The 26,743-nt window shown below is 39.5% G+C and carries 25 protein-coding genes; 15 read left to right on the top strand and 10 right to left on the bottom strand.

From position 1 onward, the window contains the following. Positions 1–408 (bottom strand): hypothetical protein (locus tag RYH73_RS24555; protein WP_335316099.1); only part of this gene is annotated, 408 nt, incomplete at its 3' end. Positions 409–1,080: 672 nt separating this feature from the next. Between RYH73_RS24555 and dnaA the strand changes: the two genes are divergently transcribed. Continuing rightward, positions 1,081–2,511, top strand: coding sequence for a chromosomal replication initiator protein DnaA (gene dnaA / locus RYH73_RS24560; RefSeq protein ID WP_335316100.1), 1,431 nt, complete (start codon positions 1,081–1,083; stop codon positions 2,509–2,511). 71 nt (positions 2,512–2,582) lie between these two features. On the opposite strand, the gene RYH73_RS24565 is transcribed toward dnaA, so the two are convergent. Continuing rightward, positions 2,583–3,020, bottom strand: a complete 438-nt coding sequence (locus RYH73_RS24565) for an Hsp20/alpha crystallin family protein (RefSeq protein ID WP_335316101.1) — start codon at positions 3,018–3,020, stop codon at positions 2,583–2,585. A gap of 130 nt (positions 3,021–3,150) precedes the next feature. On the opposite strand from RYH73_RS24565, the gene RYH73_RS24570 reads away from it, so the two are divergent. Both RYH73_RS24570 and RYH73_RS24575 read left to right on the top strand, forming a co-directional pair. Continuing rightward, entirely contained in the window at positions 3,151–3,597 is a 447-nt protein-coding gene (locus RYH73_RS24570) for an acyl-CoA thioesterase (RefSeq protein WP_335316102.1), read from the top strand. A gap of 89 nt (positions 3,598–3,686) precedes the next feature. Continuing rightward, the gene (locus RYH73_RS24575; protein WP_335316103.1) at positions 3,687–4,040 is read left to right on the top strand and encodes a HesB/IscA family protein; all 354 of its coding nucleotides are present in this window, start codon (positions 3,687–3,689) and stop codon (positions 4,038–4,040) included. Between the two features lie 58 nt (positions 4,041–4,098). Here the strand turns inward: RYH73_RS24575 and RYH73_RS24580 are convergent, their stop codons facing one another. Together RYH73_RS24580 and rsmA are read right to left on the bottom strand one after the other, a co-directional pair. After that, the gene (locus RYH73_RS24580; RefSeq protein ID WP_335316104.1) at positions 4,099–5,055 is read right to left on the bottom strand and encodes an NAD(P)-dependent oxidoreductase; all 957 of its coding nucleotides are present in this window, start codon (positions 5,053–5,055) and stop codon (positions 4,099–4,101) included. Positions 5,056–5,064: 9 nt separating this feature from the next. Then, positions 5,065–5,847, bottom strand: coding sequence for a 16S rRNA (adenine(1518)-N(6)/adenine(1519)-N(6))-dimethyltransferase RsmA (gene rsmA / locus RYH73_RS24585; RefSeq protein WP_335316105.1), 783 nt, complete (start codon positions 5,845–5,847; stop codon positions 5,065–5,067). A 215-nt stretch (positions 5,848–6,062) separates the two neighbouring features. Between rsmA and pdxA the strand changes: the two genes are divergently transcribed. The 11 genes from pdxA to RYH73_RS24640 all read left to right on the top strand — a co-directional run bounded on the left by pdxA (position 6,063) and on the right by RYH73_RS24640 (position 16,641). Beyond that, positions 6,063–7,118 (top strand): 4-hydroxythreonine-4-phosphate dehydrogenase PdxA, encoded by a 1,056-nt coding sequence (gene pdxA, locus RYH73_RS24590; RefSeq protein ID WP_335316106.1) that lies wholly within the window; start codon positions 6,063–6,065, stop codon positions 7,116–7,118. A 164-nt stretch (positions 7,119–7,282) separates the two neighbouring features. Next, positions 7,283–7,819: a YceD family protein gene (locus RYH73_RS24595; RefSeq protein WP_335316107.1), complete on the top strand. Its 537-nt coding sequence runs from the start codon at positions 7,283–7,285 to the stop codon at positions 7,817–7,819. Positions 7,820–7,833: 14 nt separating this feature from the next. Continuing rightward, complete coding sequence (gene rpmF / locus RYH73_RS24600) at positions 7,834–8,025, top strand: 50S ribosomal protein L32 (RefSeq protein WP_013663337.1); 192 nt, start codon at positions 7,834–7,836, stop codon at positions 8,023–8,025. Positions 8,026–8,130: 105 nt separating this feature from the next. Continuing rightward, positions 8,131–9,069, top strand: a complete 939-nt coding sequence (plsX, locus tag RYH73_RS24605; protein WP_335316108.1) for a phosphate acyltransferase PlsX — start codon at positions 8,131–8,133, stop codon at positions 9,067–9,069. A gap of 8 nt (positions 9,070–9,077) precedes the next feature. Further along, positions 9,078–10,067, top strand: coding sequence for a beta-ketoacyl-ACP synthase III (locus RYH73_RS24610; RefSeq protein WP_335316109.1), 990 nt, complete (start codon positions 9,078–9,080; stop codon positions 10,065–10,067). A gap of 103 nt (positions 10,068–10,170) precedes the next feature. Continuing rightward, positions 10,171–10,659, top strand: coding sequence for an acetyl-CoA carboxylase biotin carboxyl carrier protein (gene accB / locus RYH73_RS24615; protein WP_335316110.1), 489 nt, complete (start codon positions 10,171–10,173; stop codon positions 10,657–10,659). A gap of 49 nt (positions 10,660–10,708) precedes the next feature. Continuing rightward, positions 10,709–12,049, top strand: a complete 1,341-nt coding sequence (gene accC, locus RYH73_RS24620; RefSeq protein WP_335316111.1) for an acetyl-CoA carboxylase biotin carboxylase subunit — start codon at positions 10,709–10,711, stop codon at positions 12,047–12,049. 232 nt (positions 12,050–12,281) lie between these two features. Further along, complete coding sequence (tatC, locus tag RYH73_RS24625) at positions 12,282–13,166, top strand: twin-arginine translocase subunit TatC (RefSeq protein ID WP_335316112.1); 885 nt, start codon at positions 12,282–12,284, stop codon at positions 13,164–13,166. Positions 13,167–13,177: 11 nt separating this feature from the next. After that, the gene (rpiB, locus tag RYH73_RS24630) at positions 13,178–13,618 is read left to right on the top strand and encodes a ribose 5-phosphate isomerase B (RefSeq protein WP_335316113.1); all 441 of its coding nucleotides are present in this window, start codon (positions 13,178–13,180) and stop codon (positions 13,616–13,618) included. A 12-nt stretch (positions 13,619–13,630) separates the two neighbouring features. Further along, the gene (locus tag RYH73_RS24635) at positions 13,631–15,211 is read left to right on the top strand and encodes a M28 family peptidase (protein ID WP_335316114.1); all 1,581 of its coding nucleotides are present in this window, start codon (positions 13,631–13,633) and stop codon (positions 15,209–15,211) included. Positions 15,212–15,252: 41 nt separating this feature from the next. After that, positions 15,253–16,641, top strand: coding sequence for a LutB/LldF family L-lactate oxidation iron-sulfur protein (locus RYH73_RS24640; RefSeq protein ID WP_335316115.1), 1,389 nt, complete (start codon positions 15,253–15,255; stop codon positions 16,639–16,641). A 21-nt stretch (positions 16,642–16,662) separates the two neighbouring features. On the opposite strand, the gene RYH73_RS24645 is transcribed toward RYH73_RS24640, so the two are convergent. The 5 genes from RYH73_RS24645 to RYH73_RS24665 form a co-directional block, all read right to left on the bottom strand. Beyond that, positions 16,663–17,472, bottom strand: coding sequence for a DUF4198 domain-containing protein (locus RYH73_RS24645; RefSeq protein ID WP_335316116.1), 810 nt, complete (start codon positions 17,470–17,472; stop codon positions 16,663–16,665). A 121-nt stretch (positions 17,473–17,593) separates the two neighbouring features. Further along, positions 17,594–19,387, bottom strand: a complete 1,794-nt coding sequence (locus RYH73_RS24650; protein ID WP_335316117.1) for an acyl-CoA dehydrogenase family protein — start codon at positions 19,385–19,387, stop codon at positions 17,594–17,596. A 63-nt stretch (positions 19,388–19,450) separates the two neighbouring features. Continuing rightward, on the bottom strand, positions 19,451–20,623 hold the full coding sequence (locus RYH73_RS24655) for an acetyl-CoA C-acyltransferase (RefSeq protein WP_335316118.1): 1,173 nt from the start codon (positions 20,621–20,623) through the stop codon (positions 19,451–19,453). Between the two features lie 22 nt (positions 20,624–20,645). Next, entirely contained in the window at positions 20,646–23,075 is a 2,430-nt protein-coding gene (locus RYH73_RS24660) for a 3-hydroxyacyl-CoA dehydrogenase/enoyl-CoA hydratase family protein (protein ID WP_335316119.1), read from the bottom strand. Positions 23,076–23,132: 57 nt separating this feature from the next. After that, entirely contained in the window at positions 23,133–23,570 is a 438-nt protein-coding gene (locus tag RYH73_RS24665) for a MarR family winged helix-turn-helix transcriptional regulator (RefSeq protein ID WP_335316120.1), read from the bottom strand. A 257-nt stretch (positions 23,571–23,827) separates the two neighbouring features. Here RYH73_RS24665 and RYH73_RS24670 point away from each other — a divergent pair, with 257 nt between their 5' ends. Next, positions 23,828–24,694 (top strand): cupin-like domain-containing protein, encoded by an 867-nt coding sequence (locus RYH73_RS24670; RefSeq protein WP_335316121.1) that lies wholly within the window; start codon positions 23,828–23,830, stop codon positions 24,692–24,694. 18 nt (positions 24,695–24,712) lie between these two features. Here RYH73_RS24670 and RYH73_RS24675 read toward each other — a convergent pair whose 3' ends face one another. Next, on the bottom strand, positions 24,713–26,509 hold the full coding sequence (locus tag RYH73_RS24675; protein WP_335316122.1) for an AMP-dependent synthetase/ligase: 1,797 nt from the start codon (positions 26,507–26,509) through the stop codon (positions 24,713–24,715). Positions 26,510–26,743 lie beyond the last annotated feature (234 nt).

The raw sequence follows: 26,743 nt of genomic DNA on the forward strand, positions 1-26,743 counted from the left end.
ACATCCCCCGGGTCTCCCCTCGGGCGTCATTCCCTTTTCCCCCTTCGGGGCTGCAAAGGTAACAGCTTTTTCCGTATCCGCAAAATATTTCCGAAAATATTTTTCTCCCCTCTCCGGCACCCCTTCATATACCCCCGCGGACCTTTCAGAACAACGACCGCCTCCCTCCGTCAGCGGAGTGCAAAGGTACGATTCCTCTGCGTAAACGCAAATGTTCAGCCCGAAAAAAATACGTGATATATACAACAAGCTGGAAAACAGAGCGTTTTTTTTCTGCGCACCGGCGGAACGGGGGAAAAGAGCACCCCGGAAATGACCTTCTTCTCCCCTGAACGGTATATTTGGCGTATACGGCCCGTTATATGCCCGTATTTTCAGTGAAAAAAAACGGATGCATAACGGACGCACAGCGGACCCATTCAGGTAAAAGACCTTCTTTATACATAAGCAGATGTCAATCCAACTGCTTCAATCATTAAAGCAAAAATAAGAATATGACTATTATAAGTCTTCATGCAAATTCCCGTTTAATCTTATACTACTTATTGGCTGCGCATGAATCCATCTTATCAAAATCTCTTTCTAACTTATATAAAAGAATAAAGTCCCGATACAAGAGCTACACGATATTCATTTAGACGCATAAACTCAAGGGATATGAAATCATCAGTTAGCGAACCTTCGTCAAAACCTACTAGAAGAGGGCTGTACAGACCATGAAAACGCAAAATAAATTAAACTTTACTTTTTTATTTTTTTTTTGAGGATTATTTGAGAAATTTAGCGCTGACATAGGGAGCATACTACACCCATTTCAATTAACAATTTTTACTAAAAACAGCGTCAAATATTTTATAAAAAAAACCGTAACCTATCAGGTTGTGGAAAATTTTCACACCCTCGAAAAAAGGGAGACATAAACGACATATAATCGACGTAAAAAACTAAAAAACAGCAACTTAAAACATTATTTAAATTTTAATTTTTTTAGTTGTTTTTTTTTGTGAACTTCGAATCTCCGATAGGTTATTAACATTTTAACCTTCGATTATTGATAATCAGAATATTAGAATATACGGCATGGAAAAAACGAGTACAAGTGTATGGAATAGCTGTCTAGAAATCATAAAAGATAACATTCCGGCTCAGAGCTTCAAGACATGGTTCGAACCAATATCAGCTTTGCGTTTGGAAGGCAATGTATTAACCATACAAGTACCCAGTTTATTTTTTTACGAATGGTTGGAAGAGCATTATGTAGGATTATTACGCAAAACAGTAAAAAAGCAATTAGGTGATAATGGCCGATTAGAATATAACATTGTTGTAGAGAAGTCTTCAAATAAAAATATACCCTATACAACAAATATGCCTTCCAATGGAAACGGCGCAGAAGGCAAAAAACAGTCAATACCAGTACCTGTAGCTCTTAACAAGGATATTAAGAACCCTTTTGTTATTCCAGGATTAAAAAAGCTTCAAGTAGACCCGCAACTCAACCAAAATTACACGTTTGACAATTTCATTGAAGGTGATTGCAATCGTTTGGCGAGGTCAGCAGGTTTTGCAGTAGCGAGTAAACCTGGAGGAACCTCCTTCAACCCCTTAATGATATATGGAGGAGTAGGTTTAGGAAAAACACATTTAGCCCAAGCAATAGGTAATGAAGTAAAGCGCCACATGCCCGATAAGCTGGTTATTTATGTTTCCTGCGAAAAGTTCTGCCAACAATTCGTTGATTCCTTAAAAAATAATACCATTAATGATTTCGTAAATTTTTATCAGGCAATGGATGTGATTATCATGGATGATGTACACAACTTTGCAGGCAAAGATAAAACGCAGGATATTTTCTTCCACATTTTCAACCACCTCCATCAATCGGGCAAACAAATCATCCTCACATCAGATAAAGCGCCTAAAGATCTGGCCGGATTAGAAGAGCGACTTTTAAGTCGTTTTAAATGGGGGCTCTCGGCAGACATGCAGGTCCCTGATTTGGAAACGAGAATGGCTATCCTTAAGAAAAAAATGTATGCAGATGGCATTGAACTACCGTATGAGGTAGTTGAATATGTTGCCAACAATATCGATAATAATGTACGCGAGTTAGAGGGGGCGATGGTTTCATTGCTCGCCCAAGCCACACTGAACAAAAAGGAAATAGATCTGAATTTAGCCAAATCAATGCTAAAGAATTTTATTAAGAACTCGCATAAAGAAATTTCTATCGATTATATACAAAAACTGGTTTGTGAGTATTTTGAAGTTCCTGTAGAAATGGTTAAATCGAAAACAAGAAAACGAGAAATTGTTCAAGCCAGACAGATTTCCATGTACCTTGCGAAGAACCACACAAAAACTTCTCTTAAGTCGATCGGTGCCTATTTTGGTGGCAGAGATCATTCTACCGTTATTTATGCTTGCCAAACCGTGGAAGACTTAATTGATACAGACAAAAAATTTAAAGCTTACGTGCAAGACATACAGAAAAAACTTAAAATGAGTTAGGTTTTGAAACAACGACATAAAACAAAAGGGGGCACATAGGCCCCCTTTTGTTTTATCTATCTACACGCAAATTATTTCACCGAGATTTCCTTGATAACTGGTTTCACCTCTTCTTTTTTCGCCACATCCAACGCTAACACACCATCTTTAAAATTAGCTTCGATCTTATTCACATCTATGCTTTCGGGCAAAGTAAAAGAACGCTTAAAAGAACTGTAGCTAAACTCTTTACGGCTGAATTGTTTTTTTTCATCTAAACTTTCTGCCTTGTGTTCACCACTCACCGTTAAAACATCCTTTTCTACGCTAATTTTAAAATCGTCTTTGCTGAATCCCGGTACTGCAAACTCTACATGGTAACCTTCGGTCGACTCAGCAACATTCACTGCAGGAAACTTAGAAACACTGTGTCCCGAACCATCATAAAACAAGTTATCAATTAGATTGTTTACCCATGGATCAAGCGTTTTTACTCGATTGTTCGTATCAATAAATCTTGAAATGTTCATTATATATCCTCCTATTTAATTTACTTTTTATTTGATTTGCATTAATCAAATAAAATACCAATTAGAAAAATGGAACAAAATCAAGCAATAAAAGACATTTTGTCACTAATTTTCCTTAAAACAAGACAACATGACAGATATTCTTCTAAAAAACTTCCCCTTTTCCACTCCCATCCAGATTCGCTTCGTTGATCTCGATGCTTTCAGACATGTCAATAATGCCAACTATCTTACTTATTGTGAGGTGGCACGTAGCATTTATTGGCAGAAGAAGATTAAATGGGATTGGAACACGGCAGGAGTAATTATCGCACGTGCAGAAGTTGATTACCTAAGTCCCTTAACATTAAAAAACAATCTTCGCGTATATCTAAGAACTTCCAAAGTAGGCAATAAGAGTTTCGAACTCGAGTATGTTCTTACCTCAAAGCAAAAGGAAAAGCAAACAATTCATGCGATGGCAAAAACAGTATGCGTATGCATCGATTACAAAAACAACACCACAATATTGATTCCTGAGAAGCAAAAGAAAAGGATGCAGGTGGAACTTGATGAATTTGTTAATAAAAGGTCATAAAGCCATAGTAGTTCGAAAAAACACTGATTTCCTGTATCTTTGTAAGCAGATATTCAAATTTCATAGGAACGCGAATAAAAGAAACAATTATGAGTACAGAAGTAATAACGAGTTCTGCTCCTTTGCAATTAACCGAGGGTGCAGTTAAGGAATTGAAAAAGCTTCAGGAGCAGCAAGAAATTGCCGATGATTTTGGTTTACGTGTCGGTGTAGAAGGTGGCGGTTGTGCTGGCATGAACTACATATTAGGTTTTGATCAAAAAAAAGAAGGAGATACCGAATATCTCATTTCAGGAATCAAAGTGTTCATGAACAAGGCTCACGGCCTATATCTTGCTGGGATGGAAATCGATTTTCAGAACGGTCTGAACGCTCGCGGATTCACCTTTAACAATCCGAATGCAACCAATACCTGCGGATGCGGAACATCTTTCTCGGCATAAGTAGCAATCATCAAAAGACGAATGAACGTGAGGTCCTGTTTTTGATATTACCTCACGTTCATTTATTAGAAAGAAAATCGACAAGTTTGTCTGCCAGGACAGTGGCGATTTTGTGATATGATTCTACGGACCATCCTGCAACGTGTGGACTGAGCAACACTTTTTCATTTACTTTCAGTTTTTCATACCAGTCATTTTGACTCAGAGCAGGAAACTTTTCTATCGGCAAAACATCAAACGCTGCACCCGACACCTTCTCTTCCTCTATTCCTTTCAAGATAGCATTCACATCAACAATTTCGCCGCGGGCTCCATTTAGGAAAAAAATTGGTTTGCGAAAATGACGCAAGTATTCTTCATTCACTAGATTATGCGTTTCTTGAGTTAACGGAATATGCAAGCTCAGTACATCTGCCTGCTTGACAACCTGCTCCATACTGACCTCCTCTACATAGGCGTCAGAAAAGCCGGTTTTATATTTATCATAAGCAATAATCTTCACACCAAAGCCGCTCAGCTTTCTGGCCATCGCTTGTCCATTATTTCCATAACCGATTAATGCAACTGTCCGTCCCCCCAGTTCAAGACCCCTGTTTTGTTCACGTAACCACTGCCCCTGTCTGATCTGACTATTTCCGCGGATCAAGTTATTCATCAGAGCGAGCAACATACCAATCAAATGTTCAGCCACCGCGTCCCGGTTACCTTCAGGCGCATTCAATAAACGCACTCCTTTTTTCTCCGCCAACTGTTCATCAATATTGTCCATACCAGCCCCCGCTCTTCCGATACATTTCAGCTTAGACGCCACATCAAAAATCGCCTCGTCTACCCTAAATTTGGAGCGAATAATTAGAACTTCATAGTCAGAAAGTATCTCAAGGGCTTCTGAACGTGTGATTTCAGGACGATAATCACAACGCAGCCCTATACTTTCTAATTTATCCAAAAAAACCCCATGGATATCATCAACAATAAGAATCTTCCAAGGGGAAGAATTTTCTTTTTCAACCATTACAATGTTTTATTTTAGCGACTTTTCAATTTCGTTAGTTAACGTTATAAAGTCACCAACAGACAGCCTTTCAGCTCGTAAATCAAGAAATGGATGGAGGGGCATTCGCTCTTTGTTTACGATTACACTCAAAGCATTTCGCAATGTTTTTCTACGTTGATTAAATCCAGCCTTCACAACTTTTCGGAAAAGATCTTCGTTGCAAGGTAAATAGTCAACTTCGTTACGCTCTAAACGAATAACGCCCGACAAGACCTTTGGAGGTGGATTAAAAGCCCCTGCCTTCACGGTAAACAAGTACTCAATATGATAATAAGCCTGCAAAAGCACACTTAAAATCCCATAGTCCTTCCCTCCTGGTTGGGCAGCGCAACGCTCCGCTACCTCTTTTTGAAACATACCCACCACTTCAAGCACTTGATGTCTGTAATCCAGCACCTTAAATAGGATCTGAGAAGAAATATTGTAAGGGAAATTTCCAATGATTGCAAATTCCCTCGGAAAAATTGCGGCAAAATCAAACGACAAGAAATCACCATGTATTAATCGTTGGTCTAGCGTCGGGTATTTAGATTTCAAAAAATCAACAGATTCTAGATCCAAATCGATCAGCCAAGATTCAAATCGTTGATCTTCAACGAGAAAATCTGATAATATCCCCATTCCAGGTCCTACCTCCAAAACCTTATCGAACCGACCGTCAGGTTGTAAAGCGCCAACTATACGCTTCGCTGTATTTTTATCTGTGAGAAAATGTTGTCCTAAATGTTTCTTTGCGCGAACTACTGTCATCGTTGGTAATACCTTTCGCCAAAGATACATTTATTAACTTAAATGTACTTTTAAGCGTTATGATTCTCTTACAATTTTCTCGAACCAAGCAGGAAACAAGAGACCACAATAGATCCGTAAAGCACCCTTATTGTTCTTTAATCTTTAGCCACATTATCCGAATTGCATATAAGTTCAATTTTACATAAGTTTGGCCTATAAAAGAAGCAATCAAAATGAGCGATAAACTAAAGGTAGGAATAACTATTGGAGATGTGAACGGTATTGGTCTTGAGATCATCATAAAGACCCTTGCAGATAACCGGATATTAGACTTTTTCACACCAATTGTATATGGAAATACCAAAGTCGCTTCTTTTCATCGCAAAACAATAGGTATTAATGATTTCAGTTTCAACGTCATTAATAGCCCCGAGCAAGCGCATGAAAAAAGACCGAACATGATCAATTGCTGGCAGGAAGATGTAAAGATCACACTCGGGGAATCAAATGAAATAGGAGGAAAGTATGCCTTTTTATCGTTAGAACGTGCAACACAGGATTTGATCAATGGACAAATAGATGTTTTGGTTACGGCACCTATAAACAAACATAATATTCAACAGGAAGCCTTTTCCTTCCCTGGGCATACTGAATATATACAAGCTAAAACAGGCGCCAGTGATGTGCTTATGTTTATGGTAAGTGACGAGTTAAAAGTTGGTGTCGTTACCGGACATATTCCCGTAAATGAGATTTCGCAAGCCATTAGCAAAGACGCCATTTTAAACAAGCTCGAGTTAATGAATTCCAGCCTAAAAGCAGATTTTTGGATTCAAAAACCCAAAATCGCCGTTTTAGGATTGAATCCCCATGCAGGCGACAACGGACTCATCGGCACCGAAGATATAGAAATAATTGCCCCCGCCATAAAAGAAGCCAATGATCGGGATATTTTTGCTTTTGGCCCCTACCCGGCTGATGGATTTTTTGCAGGCGATAATTACAAAAACTTTGATGGTGTGTTAGCAATGTATCACGATCAGGGGCTTATTCCATTCAAACAAATTGCATTTGATAATGGAGTTAACTTTACGGCGGGCTTATCGGTAATCCGAACATCTCCTGATCATGGGACGGGATACGATATCGCAGGAAAAAGCAAAGCATCCGAGACATCCTTTAGGGAAGCTATTTTTACAGCACTGAAAATCGTAAAAAGGAGGAGAGAACAAGAAGAATTAACAGCCAATCCGCTTAAGATAAGAAAACTCTCGAAGGATAGGGACTAATTATTCCTTTTTCGTGTAGTTATCCTGAAAACCTATACAGCAGATAAGAAATAAATTGTTTCAAAATCGCTTACAGAGAGCGTCAACGTGCATTTCTACTACTTTTAAAAAAACTTTCAGTTCTAATTTATTATTTCTAAATTTGCGAGCTTAATTGTCGTGCTTTGAAAACTTTAGATCAATATCGAATACCATTTACAGGTTTAAAGCCTGGAAAACATGAATTTGAGTTTGAGATAAACAAGCTTTTTTTTGAGGAATTTGAATATTCCTTGGTAGAAAATGGCGACTTGAAAGCTTCCGTGATTCTTGACAAGCAAGAGACCATGATGGTTGCAGATATCCATATCACGGGCAAAATAGAGTTGACTTGTGACGTTTGTCTCAATCACTTTTGGGGTAAATCGGACATTTTGCAAAGACTTATTGTCAAATTTGATGATGAGGATAATGTTTCAGATTTGACTGATGAAATAATGATTCTCAAGAAAAACGAGCATGAGCTCGACTTGGCAACCATACTTTACGAATATATTACTTTATCCGTACCACATTATAGTCGATGTGAAGAACAAGGAATCAATGCAAGTTGCGATCAATCGATGATTGACAAATTAAATAGTTTAAGCAATCAGGACAATACATCAACCGATGCAGATCCGCGCTGGGAAATATTAAAAAAAATAAAAAACAATAATTAAATAGAAAAGACGAGATGGCACATCCAAAACGTAAAACCTCTAAGTCTAGAAGGGACAAAAGAAGAACACATTATAAAGCAGAGTTACCAACACTAACTACTTGTCAAACTACCGGTGCGGTACATTTGCCACATCGTGCTTATAATGTTGACGGCAATCTTTATTATAACGGCAAGTTACTCATTGAAAACACCTCGATTGCCTAAGTTGATTTTTCAATATTAAAAAAACATCCCAAGGTTCGCAATTTCTAAAAAAATGCGGTACTTTGGGATGTTTTTAGTTAAGAGAACAGCAAACGATAATCAAGGATGAAGATTGGCTTAGATATCATGGGCGGAGACTTTGCACCAAACGCTACTGTTTTGGGAGCAATAGAAGCCTCAAAAGTATTATCGAATAACCAGCAACTAGTATTAATAGGTAATAGGGAGCTGGCCTTGCCTCTTATAGAAGAGGCGGGCCTAGATGCAACGGTATTCGAGTTCGTGCATACTACTGAAACAATTAGTATGGGCGAGCATCCAACAAAAGCGATCACTCATAAGCCTAATGCAAGTATTAGTTTAGGATTTCAATTGCTGAAAGAGGGACGTATAGATGCGTTCTCGTCTGCAGGCAACACGGGTGCCATGCTTGTTGGTTCCATGTTCAGCGTTAAAACAATACCAGGTGTTATCAGACCTGCCATCGCCACGAATGTACCACGTTTAACCAATGGCTTCGGGGTTTTACTCGACGTAGGTGCAAATGCCGATTGCAAACCAGATAATTTGCTCCAGTTCGGCATATTAGGTAGTTTATACTCACAGCACATCTATGGCAATGGAAATCCAACTGTTGCATTATTAAATATAGGAGAAGAAGAAGAAAAGGGCAATATGCTTACTAACGCTGCCCATAGCTTAATGAAAGAAACCCAAGCTTTCAACTTTATCGGAAATATAGAGGGAAGAGATTTGTTCGAAGATCATATTGATGTCATTGTATGTGATGGATTCACAGGAAATGTTGTATTAAAACTGGCCGAATCTTTCTACAGCTTAACCGTAAAAAAAGGATTCAAAGACACCTTTTTTGATCGCTTCAATTACGAACAATATGGAGGCAGTCCAATCTTAGGTGTTAACGCCCCTGTTATCATTGGACACGGTATTTCTAATCCGGAAGCAATTAAAAATATGATCCTTTTATCTCGGGACATGATTGAATCAAAATTCGTCGATAAGGTAAAAGCTGCTTTTAAATAAATAAGAGAATGTCTAAAATACATGCTGCCATAACCGCCGTTAACGGATACGTTCCTGATTATATCTTAACTAATCAGGAATTGGAAACTATGGTTGAAACGAATGATGAGTGGATTACCACGCGAACAGGCATTAAGGAACGACGCATCTTAAAAGGAGAAGGAAAAGCTACGTCTGACATGGCTGTACCTGCTGTGGAAGGCCTATTACGGAAACGTGGTATTTCAGCAGAGGAAATTGATCTGATCATTTTCTGTACGAGCACGCCCGACATGCCTTTCCCTGCTACAGCGAATATTCTAGCAGATAAAATTGGTGCAATTAATGCGTGGGGATTTGACCTTCAGGCAGCTTGTTCCGGTTTTATTTATGGCCTTACTACCGGTGCTCAATTTATCGAGTCGGGAAAACATAAAAAAGTTTTGGTTGTCGGCGGAGATAAAATGTCGTCGATCATCAATTATGAAGACAGGGCAACTTGTATCATATTTGGTGATGGATGTGGTGTCGTCTTATTAGAGCCTAACACGGAAGGATTGGGTGTCCTAGATGCTATTCTAAAGAGCGACGGCAGCGGAAAAGAATACTTAAATATCAAAGCGGGTGGTTCTTTAATGCCTGCTAGTCATGAAACCGTCGATCAAAAGTTACATTATGCTTTTCAGGAAGGTAAGACGGTGTTCAAGTTTGCCGTTACCAATATGGCAAATGTTGCTGCGGAGATCATGGAAAGAAATCAACTAACTTCCGAAGACGTCAACTGGCTTGTCCCCCATCAAGCAAATAAACGCATTATTGATGCAACAGCTGAAAGAATGGGGCTTGGCCCCGAAAAGGTAATGATCAATATCCAAAAATATGGCAATACCACCAGCGGTACCATTCCATTGTGTTTATGGGAATGGGAAAATCAACTAAAGAAGGGCGACATACTGATTTTAGCTGCCTTTGGCGGCGGGTTCACTTGGGGTTCTGTATACCTCAAATGGGCCTATTAGTGTAATTTTAATTTCAGTTTTGATCAAAGGATGCTAACTTTGCAATCTCTTTATCACTTTCGTAAAACAACAATTGTTAGATATTAAACTAGAATCAACGAATATGAGCATGGATATAAAACAAATTCAGGACCTGATAAAGTTTGTCGCTAAATCAGGCGTCAATGAAGTTGCCATTGAAGAAAAAGATTTTAAAATAACCATAAAGACAAATCAAGAGCCAACTTATGTGACTGCCACTCTTCCTGCAGCGGCCCCTATTGTGCCTGTGCAGAATCCTGTAAGTGCTCCTGTCGCCGCAGCGTCAACCTTAACTGCTGAAACAACAAAACCAGCAGATGACTCCTCCAAGTACATTGCCATCAAATCACCAATGATTGGTACATTTTACCGCTCATCAAGTCCCGATAAACCCTCCTTTGTAAACGTTGGGGATGAGATAAAAGCAGGAAAAGTGGTTTGTATTGTAGAAGCCATGAAATTGTTCAATGAAATTGAATCAGATATTTCCGGAAAAATCGTTAAAGTGCTGGTTGATAATGCACAACCGGTAGAATACGATCAACCTTTATTCTTAGTTGATCCTTCTTAATAATAACTTTTGGACCAAATTTAATACACTGGTTTATTGAAAAAAATTCATGTTTAAAAAAATTTTAATAGCGAATAGAGGAGAAATTGCTCTACGAATTATAAGAACATGCAAGGAGATGGGAATTAAGAGTGTTGCTATATACTCAACTGCCGATCGTGAAAGCCTGCATGTACGTTTTGCGGACGAGGCAGTCTGTATTGGTCCTGCGGCCAGTAAAGATTCTTATCTCAATATCCCAAATATCATTGCCGCCGCCGAGCTGACCAACGCTGATGCCATCCATCCTGGTTATGGCTTTTTATCAGAGAATGAAAAATTTTCAGCGATATGTCGCGACTATGGCATAAAATTCATTGGGGCAACTCCTGAGCAAATTCGCAGTATGGGCGATAAGGCCTCTGCCAAAGAGACCATGAGAAATGCCGGTGTACCGACAATACCTGGGTCTGATGGCTTAGTTCCCACTGTTTCAGAAGGGTTAAAAATAGCGAACGAGATTGGTTATCCGATTATTCTAAAAGCAACAGCTGGAGGCGGTGGCCGAGGTATGCGAGTTGTTTGGAAGGATAGTGAGTTCGAACCGGCGTGGGATTCCGCGCGTCAAGAGGCTGGAGCAGCATTTGGTAACGATGGTATTTACTTAGAAAAGTTTGTAGAAGACCCTCGCCATATAGAAATTCAGGTTATCGGTGATCAGTATGGAACCGTTTGTCACTTATCTGAAAGAGATTGTTCTATTCAAAGACGCCATCAAAAATTGGTAGAAGAAGCACCCTCTCCTTTTATTACACCTGAACTCAGACAAAAAATGGGCGAGGCCGCAATAGCCGGTGCTAAAGCCGTAAACTATGAAGGAGCAGGTACCATTGAATTTCTTGTAGATAAGCACCGTAACTTCTACTTTATGGAAATGAATACACGTATTCAAGTGGAACATCCAGTAACAGAAGAGGTCATTAATTTTGATTTAATAAAAGAGCAGATAAAGGTTGCAGCTGGCGTTCCGCTATCGGGTAAAAATTATGAACCGAACATGCATGCAATAGAGTGTAGAATAAATGCTGAAGACCCTTTCAATGGTTTCCGTCCCTCACCTGGAAAAATCACAACCTTCCATTCACCGGGAGGCCATGGTGTTCGGGTTGACACGCATGTATATGCAGGGTATCAAATTCCTCCTAACTATGACTCCATGATTGCTAAACTTATTTGTGTCGCCCAAACACGCGAGGAGGCTATATCAACCATGGAGAGGGCATTGAGCGAGTTTGTTATTGAAGGTATCAAAACAACCATTCCTTTACACTTACGATTAATGAGAGATCCTAACTTTAGAGCAGGGAATTTCACTACAAAATTTATGGAAAACTTTGACCTTTCTGAGTAATAGTTATGGTCTCTTGACGGCTGAGACTCTTGTCGATCGCTTTCAAAATAAAAGTTACGCTTTTCAAGCGAAATCTTATTTAGATGTTCGCTTTTTATGCGATAATCTTTAAATAAAATACCATTCTTATATGAAGAATGGTATTTTTGTTTTCTTATAAGGTACGTGCTGGCAAGTCCAACAAACCTATTTCATTAACATGTAGATTGGTTTTTATTTACTACTAAATATTATGAGTGAAATCTCCGGAAAAAAAATTATTGAAACCATTAAACAAAAAGGCAAGACGATCGAAGCCGAAATGTCATTTTTTGATCATTTAGAAGTTTTGCGATGGCATTTAATCCGCTCCGCCATAGCGGTTGCGTTATTTATGGGTTTAGCTTTCGCCTTCTATGATTTTATTTTTGATACGATTATAATGGGACCCAAAAAACCTGATTTCTGGACCTACAGAATGATGTGTATCATTGGAGAAAAATTTAACCTAGGTCCCGATTTTTGTGTAACGGAAATTCCAATCAATATTATAAACACCGATATGGCCGGGCAATTCACCTTGCAACTGAATTCCTCGCTCTTAATCGGGCTAGTTTTAGGTTTCCCCTACCTCCTTTACGAAATATGGCTTTTCGTTAAACCGGCATTAAACGATATTGAAAGAAAATCTGCTAATGGTTTCGTGTTTTACGCAACACTTTTATTTATTTTAGGGATTCTTTTCGGTTATTTTATGATTGCACCTTTGTCTGTCAACTTTTTGGCTCACTATACTGTAAGTCCGGAGATTGACAACCAAATCACCGTAGACTCCTATTTATCTTCAGTTGCTACCTTAACTTTAGGTACGGGGATTGTTTTTGAGTTGCCGATTATTATCTATATTCTGTCAAAAATCGGTATTATGACACCTCAATTTATGCGGGCTACAAGACGATATGCAATTATTGTCATCCTCGTAATAGCCGCTATTGTAACCCCTACGCCGGACATATTGACCATGTTAACCGTAAGCTTTCCTTTGTTCTTGCTTTATGAGCTGAGCATTGTCATCGCAGGACGGGTTGAGAAAGCTAAACTGAAAGCAGAAAATGACTTTTACAATAAAGAAAAATAAACGATATAATCATGCAAATCAAAACAGTAGCCATTGGAGGGGACCATGCTGGTTTCGACTATAAATCAGCCATTATTCAACATTTGGAAGAACTGGGATATAGCGTACGTAACTTTGGAACGGACAGTAGCGAGTCCGTTGATTATCCGGATTTTGCACATCCTACAGCCAGTGCAGTAGAGAATGGTTCATGCGATATGGGTATATTAGTTTGCGGCAGTGCCAATGGCGTTGCCATCACGGCCAATAAGCATCAGGCCATACGAGCTGCTATTTGCTGGAAACCAGAGATAGCATTACTTGCCCGCCAACACAATGATGCAAACATTATCTGTTTACCAGCCCGATTCACCTCAATTGAAGAATGTAAAGAAATGGTACAAATCTTTCTTACTACTGAATTTGAAGGCGGAAGACACGGTACTCGCGTCAACAAAATTGCTTGTTTATAAATAATTTTTCCCATGTCGATTAAAGGGTTTGTTACCGCAATACATCTTCTTATTATTAATGGTTGTTTGGCACAAGACGGTGCACCGTCTTCTTACGCCGAGCTCATTAATCCCGTATCGGCCAAAAAACATTTAGAGATTATCGCATCAGACGAATTTGAGGGACGAGAGACCGGCAAAGCAGGTGCTGAAAAAGCAGCCAATTATATTGCAGAACAGTTTAAACAGCTGGGGTTAAAGGCGCCTGTTAATAATAGTTATTATCAACCCGTGGCATTAGCTAGTAAAGCCTTTTTTGTTGATACATTTCAAGTAGGAAATCGCTCGTTTCAACATGAAAAAGATTTTCTGATAGTTGGCAAAAGATCTAAACAGGAAATTAAAGCTAATGAGCTGGTCTTTATTGGATACGGTATTAGCGAAAAACATTATGATGACTTAGCTAAAGTTGATATTACGGACAAGGTGGTCCTATTGATTAATGAAGATGAACCAAGGGATGAAACCGGAAAGTCACTTATAACAGGAGAAACTAAAGCTTCTCTTTGGACGACAAGTAATAGTAAGCGCATACAAAACATTATTCGTAAAAAACCAAAACTGATTTTAGCGGTATCAAATGATGCAGACTCCTTGATGCACCAAATCAGTAAGAATCGATATGCTGAAAGGATTCGAATAAAAGAAGATTTAGAACAGGAAAGCCAGCGCATAGACCAATCACCTACCGTCGTATACCTTTCTCCACGAACGGCCAATTTAATATTAGAATCTTCCAAATCCAATTTGGAACAGCTTAAACAAGCAATCACCGAAAAGAAAAAACCTGTACACCGAACCTTTAAAAGTCCTCTTTCACTATCTTTCGGACAACGAAATGTGGCTATTAAAGCCCAAAATGTCCTGGGCTATTTGGAGGGGACCGACTTAAAGAATGAGCTGTTAGTGATCACTGCACACTATGATCATATTGGTGTTAACCCTGACGGAGAAATAAACAACGGAGCGGACGATGATGCTTCGGGTGTTACAGCTGTACTCGAAATTGCAAAAGCATTCACCAAAGCGAAGCGGGATGGTCACTCACCTAGAAGAAGTATTTTATTTATGACGGTTACCGGCGAGGAAAAGGGCTTGTTAGGATCCGATTATTATACAAGGCATCCAATATTTCCCTTAAATAAAACCATTGCTAATCTTAATATAGATATGATTGGCCGAATCGATCCATCACATTTTGCGAAACCCGACTATGTTTATTTAGTGGGTTCAGATAAACTAAGTTCAACCCTTCATCACATTAGTGAAACGGCGAATCAAACATACACTAAATTGAATTTAGACTATCGATATAATGATCCAAACGATCCCGAAAAAATATACTATCGTTCAGATCATTACAATTTTGCAAAAAACAATATTCCTGTTATTTTTTACTTCAATGGTGTACATGAGGATTATCATGATATCGGCGATACCGTGGATAAAATTGATTTCGAATTGTTAAGCAAACGCGCTAAACTTGTTTTTTATACCGCGTGGGATTTGGTCACAAGAGATACAAAACCTATCGTAGATTCAAATAAAAAATAACTAGGGGATATTTGCGTTATTAAAGAAGAACCCACTGCCTTATGTCTACAAAAACTGCATCGGATTTCATATTAGCTAGCGAAAACAAAGCCTTCGATTTACAACATCGAAAAGTCATTAATTTCAATATTGATCGATATGATACCGCTGTCAGTAATGGGCTTAAAAGGTGGAATAACTTAGAAAATGCGAAACGTAAGGCCCATAGCCTTAAGTGGAGGGTAATGGAAAATTTAGATAAACTTTTACCCGAGTTTGAAGCAAATTTCCAAAAAAATGGTGGTAAGGTTATCTGGGCTAACGATGCACAAGAGGCGCAGCAAGAAATCCTAACCATTCTGAAGAAAGTACAAGCAAAGAAGGTTGTCAAGTCAAAATCAATGGTGACCGAAGAGATTGAATTGAATACATTCTTAGAAAGCAATCAGATTAGTTCGGTTGAAACTGATTTAGGAGAGTATATTGTTCAACTCCTTGGCCAAAAACCTTACCATATCGTTACACCGGCTATGCACTTAAGTCTGGCGGACATCGCTAAACTCTTTCATGAGCAATTCGGTACACCTGAAAACGCCAGTGCAGAACAACTTACGTTGAAAGCACGTGAACTGCTGAGAGATGAGTATTTAGCGGCGGACGTAGGAATTACCGGCGCAAATTTTCTACTTGCAGATACCGGAAGTATTGCGATAACCGAGAACGAGGGTAATGCCCGGCTGAGTACAAGCTTTCCAAAAATACATATCGCCGTTGTTGGTATAGAAAAACTAATTCCATCGATTACCGATTTAGACCTGTATTGGCCACTTTTAAGTAATCACGGTACAGGACAACATCTCACCGTTTACAACACGATCTTAAGTGGCCCGAAGCGAGAAAATGAATCAGATGGCCCTGATGAGATGTATGTCATCCTGCTTGATAACGGTCGGACAGATTTATTAGCACAAAAAGATCAACGACAGGGATTGTACTGCATTCGCTGCGGAGCCTGTTTAAATGCTTGCCCCATTTACAAAAATGTTGGTGGCCATTCTTATGGAACGACCTACAGTGGTCCGATAGGCTCAATCATCACTCCTCATATGAAAGGAATGCAAACGTTCAAACATCTAAGTTACGCCAGCAGCTTATGCGGTAAATGCTCTGAAGTGTGTCCGGTCAAAATTGACATCCATAAAATGCTTCTATTGAATCGGCGCGACTCCGTTAAAGAAGGACTAAGTCCTAAAATTGAAACATGGGGTTGGAAAGCATTCACTCAGGTAGTAACTAAAAGAAAATGGCTAGATCTCCTAAGCGGTAAATGGAAAAACTTCTTCCTCAACAAGTTCTTCACCAAAGCTTGGGGAACCAAACGAACATTACCATCCGTTGCGTCTGAATCTTTTAGCAAAAAATGGAAAGAACAACAAAAAGACAGAACCTGATAAATATACTATAATACTGCTTTACTGAAAACGAAAGGAAAAAGAACTTTGATAATAGTTATAGTTAACACCTTTTTCCTGACTTGGGTTCGCATATACCGTTTGCAATAGCCATAATCCAGATCGGTTGAGCTTGAAGTATATTTTCCCCTCCGCATTCGACCGGTACTTTGCAGCATGCACTTGCCCATTACTTGATTTCGTATAAATGGTAGTGCTTGTCCCTTCTAAAGGTTTTCCATCCAATAGAATCACTGCAGTTATATCATCCCCATATTGTAATTTATAAGGGTTTTGCTCCAATATGACCTCCAGTTGTTTACATTCTTTCGTTTTGTAAAGGTTGCCGTTGGACTTATCGGTAATGGTCAATGCTTTGGCCGTAAAAAACGTATTTGCCGTATATTCAGTTGTAAATCCTGAGGAATCAATAACCGAGGCTAGATCCGTTAAATTCTCGGTTTTAGCAAAATCTTCTACTACGAGCTGGTCGTAAGTAACGGCCCCTCCTTTAAACTCAATTGTCAATAAGCTTTGTCCTCCATTTTGTTGAATAGCGGTATATTTTACGAAGTCTTTATTCAAAGAAATCGTATCGGCCACTTTTTTCCCACCTTGTGTATAGTTGGCATAAGTCAGATTTTTAACTGCCTCCGGTGCTATTTCAGAAGATTCCAACCCTCTCCCTTGATATAAAGTATAGTTAATACTGTCACCAGAAGAGGCGACATATTCATCAGCGATGAGGGAATAATCCTGCGCATTAACCTGAAAAATAGATAAAACAAAAAAAGAAGCAACAAATAGGAAACTTTTGATCATATTATGCATTGGGCTATCCTTAACGTTAAGTAAGTCCAAACCTAATATAAAATTTTTACTTCAAAAAACCTTTAGCTCAATTTTAACACTTTTCAAACATATTCGATAGGCATCAACAAAAATTTTCACCTTAAAAACAGTACTTATTCGCTTCGATAAGCTGTTTAGCTACACGCTGTCTGGCCTCCTTGACATTAAACGGTTCGAGTTTCGTAAATCTTCGTAAACCTACCAGCATCATCTTCAACTCATCGCCCTCCGCGAACGAAATTAACGCTTCCTTACCCGCCAAATACACTTTATCTACCGCCTGGTACAGAAGAATACGCGCCATATCGATTTGCCCCGCTACTTCTTGTTCATTTTTAAGGTGTACTAATTTTTCTACCCTCAATAACGTAGACTCAGCGACATAAACCGTTCCGATAATATCAGCAATATTCATTAAAATTTCCTGCTCTTTTTGCAGTGTCATCATCAACTTCTGCACAGCCGCTCCCGCAACTAGTAGTCCCGCTTTCTTCAAATTGGCAATAACACGTTTTTCGTAAGCAAAAAAGGTGCTTTCAGGTTCTGAAAAATCAGGTATTGCCATTAATTCCCCTGCTACTGCTTGTGCAGGTCCCATTAGATCAAGTTCTCCTTTAAGTGCTCGCTTCAATAGCATATCAACGATAAGTAGACGATTTACTTCATTGGTTCCCTCGAATATTCTATTAATCCTTGAATCTCGATACGAACGCTCCATTGGGGCCTCCGCCGAATACCCCATCCCACCATAAATCTGTACACCTTCATCAACAATATAATCGAGCATTTCAGAGCCCCAAACCTTCAGGATAGCACACTCAATGGCAAACTCTTCGGTCGACTTCAATTTGGCCCTCGCTGGTTCCATACCGCCTGCAATAAGTGCCTCATATGCGTCATCTATATTCTGTCCGGCACGATAGGCCGCACTTTCCACTGCAAAATTCCGAGTCGCCATTTCAGCAAGCTTATAACGAATAGCTCCAAATTTGGCAATCGGGAGCTTAAACTGCACGCGCTCATTTGCATAGTTAATAGCTTGCGAAATCACCTTTCGGGAAGAACCGATAGCCGCTGCTCCAAGCTTAATCCTTCCTATATTTAGTATATTAACGGCGATTTTAAAACCATTTTCGCGTTCAGACAGCAGATTTTCTTTTGGAACCGGACAATCATTAAAGAACACTTGTCGGGTAGACGAACCCTTGATTCCTAACTTATGCTCTTCCGGGTTCATAGTAACCCCTCCAAATGCACGCTCTACAATAAATGCGGAAAGATTTTTATCGTCATCAATCTTAGCAAACACGATAAATATATCAGCAAATCCACCATTTGTAATCCACATCTTTTGACCGTTGATCAAGTAATGGGTTCCTTCTGCATTTAACTTAGCTGTCGTTCGCCCACTGTTAGCATCCGACCCCGCATTAGGTTCTGTTAAACAATAAGCTGCTTTGCACGCACCCGTAGCTAATTCTGGTATATACTTCTGCTTTTGTTCGCTATTGCCATAATAAAGGATAGGTAAAGTACCAATACCTGTATGGGCAGAAAGTGCCACGGCAAAACTATGCCCGGCTCCCACCGCATCGGTGACAAGCATGGAAGTATTGAAGTTTTTCCCAAAACCGCCATATTCCTCTGGTATAGAAACTCCTAATAGCCCCAGCTCTCCGGCCTTATCGAGTAAATTTTGCATCAGGCCCTCTTCCTGACGATCGATTCTATCTAAATTCGGTGTAACTTCAGTCTGTAGGAAATCCTCGCAGGTCTTCTTGATCATCAACTGTTCTTCGTCAAACTCCTCAGGAATAAAGATATCCTTATAATCCGTTTCTTTAATAACGAATTCACCACCTTTGATTGCCTTCTTTTTATCCACGGTTTCCATAATTTTTATTTTTAATAATTGTTAGGTAATGATCTTTAGTTTAAAAAAACAGGAAGCATAAGGTTAAAGGATTTCGAAAATTCCTGCTGCCCCCTGTCCTGTTCCTACACACATTGTTACCATTCCATACTTTTGCCTTCTTCTTTTTAATTCGTTAAATAACTGTACACTCAGTTTAGCTCCTGTACAACCCAACGGATGGCCCAAAGCAATAGCTCCGCCATTAACATTGACGATCTCCTTGTTTAAATCCAATGCACGAATGACTGCGAGTGACTGCGAAGCGAAGGCTTCATTTAATTCAATCAGGCTAAGCTCATCCAGCTGTAAACCCGCCTGCTCTAGTGCTTTCGGGATTGCAAAAATAGGACCTATCCCCATGATACGGGGAGGAACCCCGGCAGCGGCATAACTGACTAATCTGGCAATCGGTTCACAGTTCAATTGCTTCAATTTTTTTTCCGACACTACTAATACAAAAGCAGCTCCGTCAGATGTTTGGCTCGAATTACCCGCAGTAACGAGTCCGTCCGCGGCAAAAACAGGTTTCAATTTCGCCAGTGCCTCCAAACTCGTATCGGCTCTAGGTCCTTCATCAGTGTCCACTATATATTCTCTCGTATGAATTTTGCTATCCCGAATAAAGTTTTCCTGAACAGTAAAAGGGAGAATGTCCTTTTTGAATAGACCATTGTTAATAGCCGCAATCGCTTTTTGATGCGAATGATACGAAAACTCGTCCATATCTTCCCTATTCACCTTATATTCCTTCGCAACCGCCTCCGCTGTTAACCCCATATTCCAGTACCAGTCAGGGTGTTTTTTTGCAACATCGGCATTCGGCACCACCTTCCATCCCCCCATAGGCATACCGGACATCACTTCGACACCCCCCGCAACAATTACATCAGCCATTCCAGCTTTGATTTTCGCGACAGCAGTTGCGATCGTTTCCAAACCCGATGCACAATATCGATTTACCGTAACACCAGGGACCTTGTCCGTATCAAGTGCCATCAGCGAAATTAACCGTGCCATATTTAAACCTTGCTCTGCTTCAGGTGTAGCATTCCCAACAATTACATCATCTATTTCTTCTTTATCAAGATTGGGAACAGTACTAACGAGGTGACTGATAACTGCAGCAGCCAGATCATCAGCACGGGTAAATCGAAAACTTCCCTTTGGGGCCTTTCCTACAGCTGTTCTATAACCCGCTATTATGTATGCTTCCATATTTTCACTGTTTAAAAATGATTTAGTTTCTTAACGCCTTACCTTTGGTCAACATGTGCTGTATGCGTTCCAATGTTTTTCTTTCAGTTGTCAGCTCCAGGAAGGCCTTTCGTTCAAGATCCAAAAGATATTGCTCGGAAACTGCTGTAGGAGCAGAAAGGTCGCCTCCGCACATTACCCAGCCTAGCTTCTCCGATATTTTCTGATCATGTTCGCTAATGTAGTTTCCCGATTTCATTGAGTTCGCTCCCACATACACAATGCCGAGCCCTTGTTTTCCAAGTACCTGAATGTTATTTCTCTGCCCGGGGGCAGTATAGCCAGCTTCTGCTAAAGCCAAAGCCTTTTCTTTTGCATCTGCAAGCAACCGGCTACGGTTCATTGTAATTGCAAACTTTCCTTGTTGAAGATAGCCTAACTCATAAGCTTCCACTCCAGAAGTACTTACTTTCGCTTGGCCAATCGTCAAGAAACGTTCTTTCAGTACATTCTGACTAATCTGATCGCTCTTGTACTCATCAGAAGCTCGAAGCGCAAACTCCTTTGAACCACCGCCCCCGGGTATAACACCAACACCAAACTCGACAAGTCCCATATAAGTTTCTGCGTGAAGTTGTACAAAGTCGGCATGCATAGCAAATTCACAGCCTCCTCCCAAGGTCAGATTAAATGGAGCAACCACTACAGGTATGCTCGAGTAGCGCAACCGCATTGACGTATCCTGAAACAATTTAACAGCCATATTCAGCTCATCATAGTCCTGTTCTACAGCCATCATAAAAATCATCCCGATATTCGCTCCCGCAGAAAAGTTGGCTCCATCGTTCCCGATTACCAACCCTTTATATTCCTTTTCTGCTATATCAATTGCTTTGTTAATACCTTGAATTACGTCTCCGCCGATCGTATTCATCTTTGTGTGAATCTCTGCGTTCACTATTCCATCTCCCAAGTCGATGATCGATACACCGCTATTTTTCCATAAAGTCTTCGTTGCTCGAAGATCGTCCAAGATAATCAAGTCACTTATTCCCGGTATTTCCCGATAATTTTTACGCTGAATATCATAAAAAAATCTCTTCCCGTTTTCGACCTTATAAAAACTCTTATGGCCGGACGCAAGCATCTCCAGCACCCAAGGGGCCACTTCACCGGTTTGGCCGGGAAGCCGTTTTTCCTCTTGCTGTATTTTCGCTAATGTTTCCTCCACACCTAACGCGTCCCAAACCTGAAACGGCCCTAATTCCCAACCAAAACCGGCACGCATGGCATCGTCAACACGAAAGAACTCATCACTTATCTCCAGAATTCGTTTAGATACATACTCAAACAACGGATAATGCATGGCACGAAATAACTCGGCTGCTTTATCACTCCCCTGTTCATATATTTTCATTCGCTTGATCAAATCATCCGCCTTCTTCGTTTCCTCTAAAGTGGCTGATTTTATTTTTTCTTGCTTTCTGTAAGATAAAGTGCCCAAATCAAGCACTAAGATTTCACTATTTCCCTTCTCGTCTTTCACCTTTTTATAAAATCCTTGCTTAGTTTTTTCGCCAAGCCACTTCTTTTCCACCATTTCGTTGATGTAGTCCGGTAAAATGAACATATCTCGCGCTTCATCTTCGGGAACATTCTCATATAAGCCCTTTGCAACATTTACCATTGTATCCAAGCCTACAACATCCGAGGTTCGAAAAGTAGCCGACTTAGGGTGCCCCATAGCAGGTCCAGTATATTTATCCACTTCTTCAACCGTAAGGCCTAACTTCTTAACCAAATGGGTGATAGCCAGCATTGAATATACACCAATCCTATTTCCGATAAACGCCGGTGTATCTTTACATAATACCGTGGTTTTACCCAGAAACTTATCTCCATAATGCATTAAAAATTCAATAATAGCGGGATCCGTTTCCTGCGAAGGTATAATTTCCAATAATCTTAGATAGCGAGGAGGATTAAAGAAATGAGTTCCACAGAAGTTCTTCTTGAAGTCTTCGCTCCTGCCTTCTGTCATTAAATGCATCGGAATCCCCGAAGTATTACTACTAACCAGGGTGCCTGGCTTTCGATATCTTTCTACTTGATCAAACACTTGTTGTTTAATATCCAAACGTTCCACAACTACTTCAATGATCCAATCCACTTGGGCTATATCAGCCATATTATCTGTAAAGTTACCTGTAGCGATACGTTGAATATATTGTTTACTATAGATAGGAGAAGGATTCGTCTTGAGTGCAGTTTCCAGTGATTGATTAACAATACGATTTCTAACCTGCCTATCCGCTAACGTTAATTTCTTTGTTTCTTCTTCCGGCAGGAGTTCATTTGGCGCAATATCCAATAATAAAACGGAGACACCGATATTAGCAAAATGACAAGCAATACGTGATCCCATAACTCCTGAACCTAGTACAGCCACCTTCTTAATACTTTTATTTATCATAACTAAGATCTTTTTAGTAAAACATAGCAATAACAGCTTATTTAAGTTTTATTCAGCTCACTCTTCCTTCGGAACATATTTAACAGCCAGTTCGTTTAATCGTTTCAACGTATCGATAAGTTTCTGTCGTTCGCTATCTTTAATCAAACCATCCAGATAACTATTAAACTCACGTACGATATTTTTTGCAATCTCCCGTTTTTCCTGTCCTAATTCGGTTAAGAAAACACGAACAGAGCGTTTATCCTGCATATCCGCTCTCCTATAAATCAGTCCCTGCTGCTCCATTCCACTTAACATACGCGACAAACTTGTCGATTTAACACCTAGTAACCCAGCTATTTGGGTAACCGGTGTTCCGTCCTTTCTAATATTAATTAGTACATACCCGGTTGCTTGTGTGATGCCATGTTTGGATGCCAATTGGTTATATTTACTAGCGATCGACTGCCAGGTAATCTTTAAGTAATAGTCAATAGTATTCTCTTGGTTCATTTTTTATTATGCTTGCATAGCAAATCTAATCTATAATTGTGTAAAATACAAGAACTTTATAAAGTTTCCATCACATGCCAAAGTGTATGAAGGAATATGCCATAATTGGCCCTCATAATTTAAATCCGTTAAGTCATATAAATCCCCACAAAAGAATTCAGCATTTCCCTTGTGTGTAATTTATCTAAATAAAAAGCATACTACATATGCAAAAGAATTTATAAGTTTGCAGTTACACGTGTCATACCTATATAGAAGTGCAATTAAAGAAGACAGATAGGCGATCAGGATTGAGCTCAAAAGAGTTCCTTGATCAATATTTTAATAAAGGGATACCCGTTATTCTAGAAGATTTTATTAGTAAAGATAGTCCCGCGCTCAGCAAATGGAATTACGACTACTTTAAACAGATTGCAGGCGACCAGGTTATTGAACTATACGGCAAGGAGGACACCTCAAATGACAGAGCCAAGAGCGCTCCGGTAACGAAGATGAAATTCGCTGAGTACCTGGATTTGATCGAACGTGAGCCAACTGATTTACGGATATTTTTATTCAACCTGATAAAATTAAAACCCGAATTAAATAACGACATAATATACAACGATTTAACACACGGGAAGGTACTGAAATGGCTTCCATTTTTATTTTTTGGCGGAGAAGGTTCTAGCACACGAAACCATTTTGATATCGATATGTCTCATGTGTTTATCACCCAATACAAGGGTATCAAACGCATCTGGCTTTTCCCTTTGGATCAATCCGATCTGATGTACAAACTTCCTTATAATTTTCATAGCATTGCCAATTTAAAAAGTCCGGATTACAGTAAATACCCGGCACTTAAATTTTTAAACGGTTATGAGGCAGAAATCCATCCCGGTGAAACTTTATTAATGCCTTCCGGATATTGGCACTATATACAATATGTAACAGAAGGTTATTCTATCAGTGTTCGGGCTTTACCTTCGAAAAGAATGGATAAATGGCGTGGTTTTAGAAATCTGGTGATCACACGTCACTTTGATAATACCATGCGAAAGATTTTCAAGGACCGGTGGTATCAATACAAAATTGCTATTGCAACTTCACGGGCAAACAGAGCCATTAAGAAAATCAAGTAAGGTCTTTTTCTTATGTAATTAGGACGGGTGTTGTTCGTTTTGTTTCTGATCTTGTTCTTCATTATAAATATGATCAATCAGGTCCTTGAAACGTTCCGATATTACTTTCCGTTTTAAACTTAGTTTGGGTGTCAGTTCACCACCATCGATTGTCCACTCATTTGGTAATAAAACAAATTTTTTCACCTGCTCCCAATGCCCAAAGCCTTCATTTGCTTTATCGAGTACATTTTGATATTTCTTTATAACTTTTGGGTCTTCGATCAAATCTTCGCTGCTATTGGCCGAAATGCCGTTTTTGCCGGTCCATTTTTTTAGTTCGTCAAAGGCCGGAACAATCAGTGCCGCCGGAAAGCGCTTTCCTTCTCCAATTACCATAACTTGAGCAATCAGTGTCGATTCCATAAACTTGTTTTCGATAACCTGGGGAGCAACATACTTTCCCCCTGCTGTTTTAAACATCTCCTTTTTACGATCTGTTATTCGTAAGAAGCCCTCCACCGTTAATTCTCCGATATCACCCGTTTTAAAATACCCCTCTTCGTCAAAAGCCTCTTGGGTAGCCTGATCATTCTTATAGTATCCTTTCGTCACATTAGGCCCCTTGCATAAAACTTCACCATCATTCGCAATCTTTACTTTTACAGACTTCAATAAAGGGCCAACAGTCCCAAACCCCAGTCCATTCTTTTCAAAATTATTAACCGCAATAACCGGTGAAGTTTCCGTTAGTCCATAACCCTCCAATACTGGAATCCCTGCGGCCCAAAATACACGTGCTAGCCGTTCTTGTAACGCAGCACCCCCACTGATAATCCCTACGATATTGCCACCAAGCGCCATTTGCCATTTCTTGAAAATAAGCTTTCTTGCTATCAGTAATTTGATATTGTAAATCAGCGAGTTCTTACGTGGTTCCTTGAACTTCAACCCTAAATTTAACGCCCAGAAGAAAAGAGCGTGTTTAATTCCTGTAAGCGATTTTCCTTTATCCACAATTTTATCGTACACTTTCTCCAACACGCGAGGCACCGTCGTAAAGCCATTCGGTTTTACGTCGTTGATATCAGCAACTATAGTATCCATATTCTCCGCGTAGTAGACGCTAATTCCTTTATAAAAATATAGATAAACAACCATTCTTTCGAAGATGTGGCATAAAGGCAAAAAGCTGATGGCGGTTTTATAATTATCGGGAAGCAGGTGCGCGCAATCCGTAAAATTACTTACCAAATTTCCATGCGATAAAAATACGCCTTTAGGACTCCCGGTAGTCCCGGAAGTATAAATAAGCGTTAATAAATCATCCGCATGAATATCGTTTCGATAAGCATCAAGATCAATCTCTTTGGTTAAGGCCCCATTTTCTTCAATTTCTTTCCAATGTTTCTTCCCTTCTATTTTATCAAAAGTATAGAGAGGAATATCAAGCCCATTTACCTCAAGTGCTGTCTTCAGTTTTTTTGCTAAGTCTGCGGTCCCCACGAAGGCCATTTTCACTTCCGCATTCTCTGTTATATAGTTAAGATCATGGTCAGATAAAGTTGGATATAAAGGAACAACCGCTGCACCAATCTGGTTGATCGCAAAATCTGCAAAATTCCATTCTGGTCTATTAGCAGACATAATAGCAAGTTTGTCCCCTTTCTTTATCCCCAAACTGATCAAACCTTTGCTAAAATTATCAATAATTTGAATAAAATGATCTGTATCATAATCTACCCATTTTCCTCCTTCCTTACCAGCTACCACTGTTTTCTGACCAAAGGAAGATTGATAATGAGCTAGCAAATCAAAAACGCGCGATAGTGCCATAACTATATGTATTAATTTATTAATCGGTTCATTCAGCGTCCATTAAAGATAACAAAAATTTAACAGCTCTGTGTCATTTCAATTAAGAAAAAAATACCACCAAATCACCTGAAGAATAAAAAATATACTATGCATGCATAACAAGAAGGTTATTTACCTTCATCGGAGCACAATAAAATCACACAAAAATTGTTTTTGTAACAAGTTAGCGTAACTTTGGCGCTTAAAACATGA

The sequence above is a fragment of the Olivibacter sp. CPCC 100613 genome, from assembly GCF_036959255.1.
Taxonomy (GTDB): Bacteria; Bacteroidota; Bacteroidia; order Sphingobacteriales; family Sphingobacteriaceae; genus Olivibacter.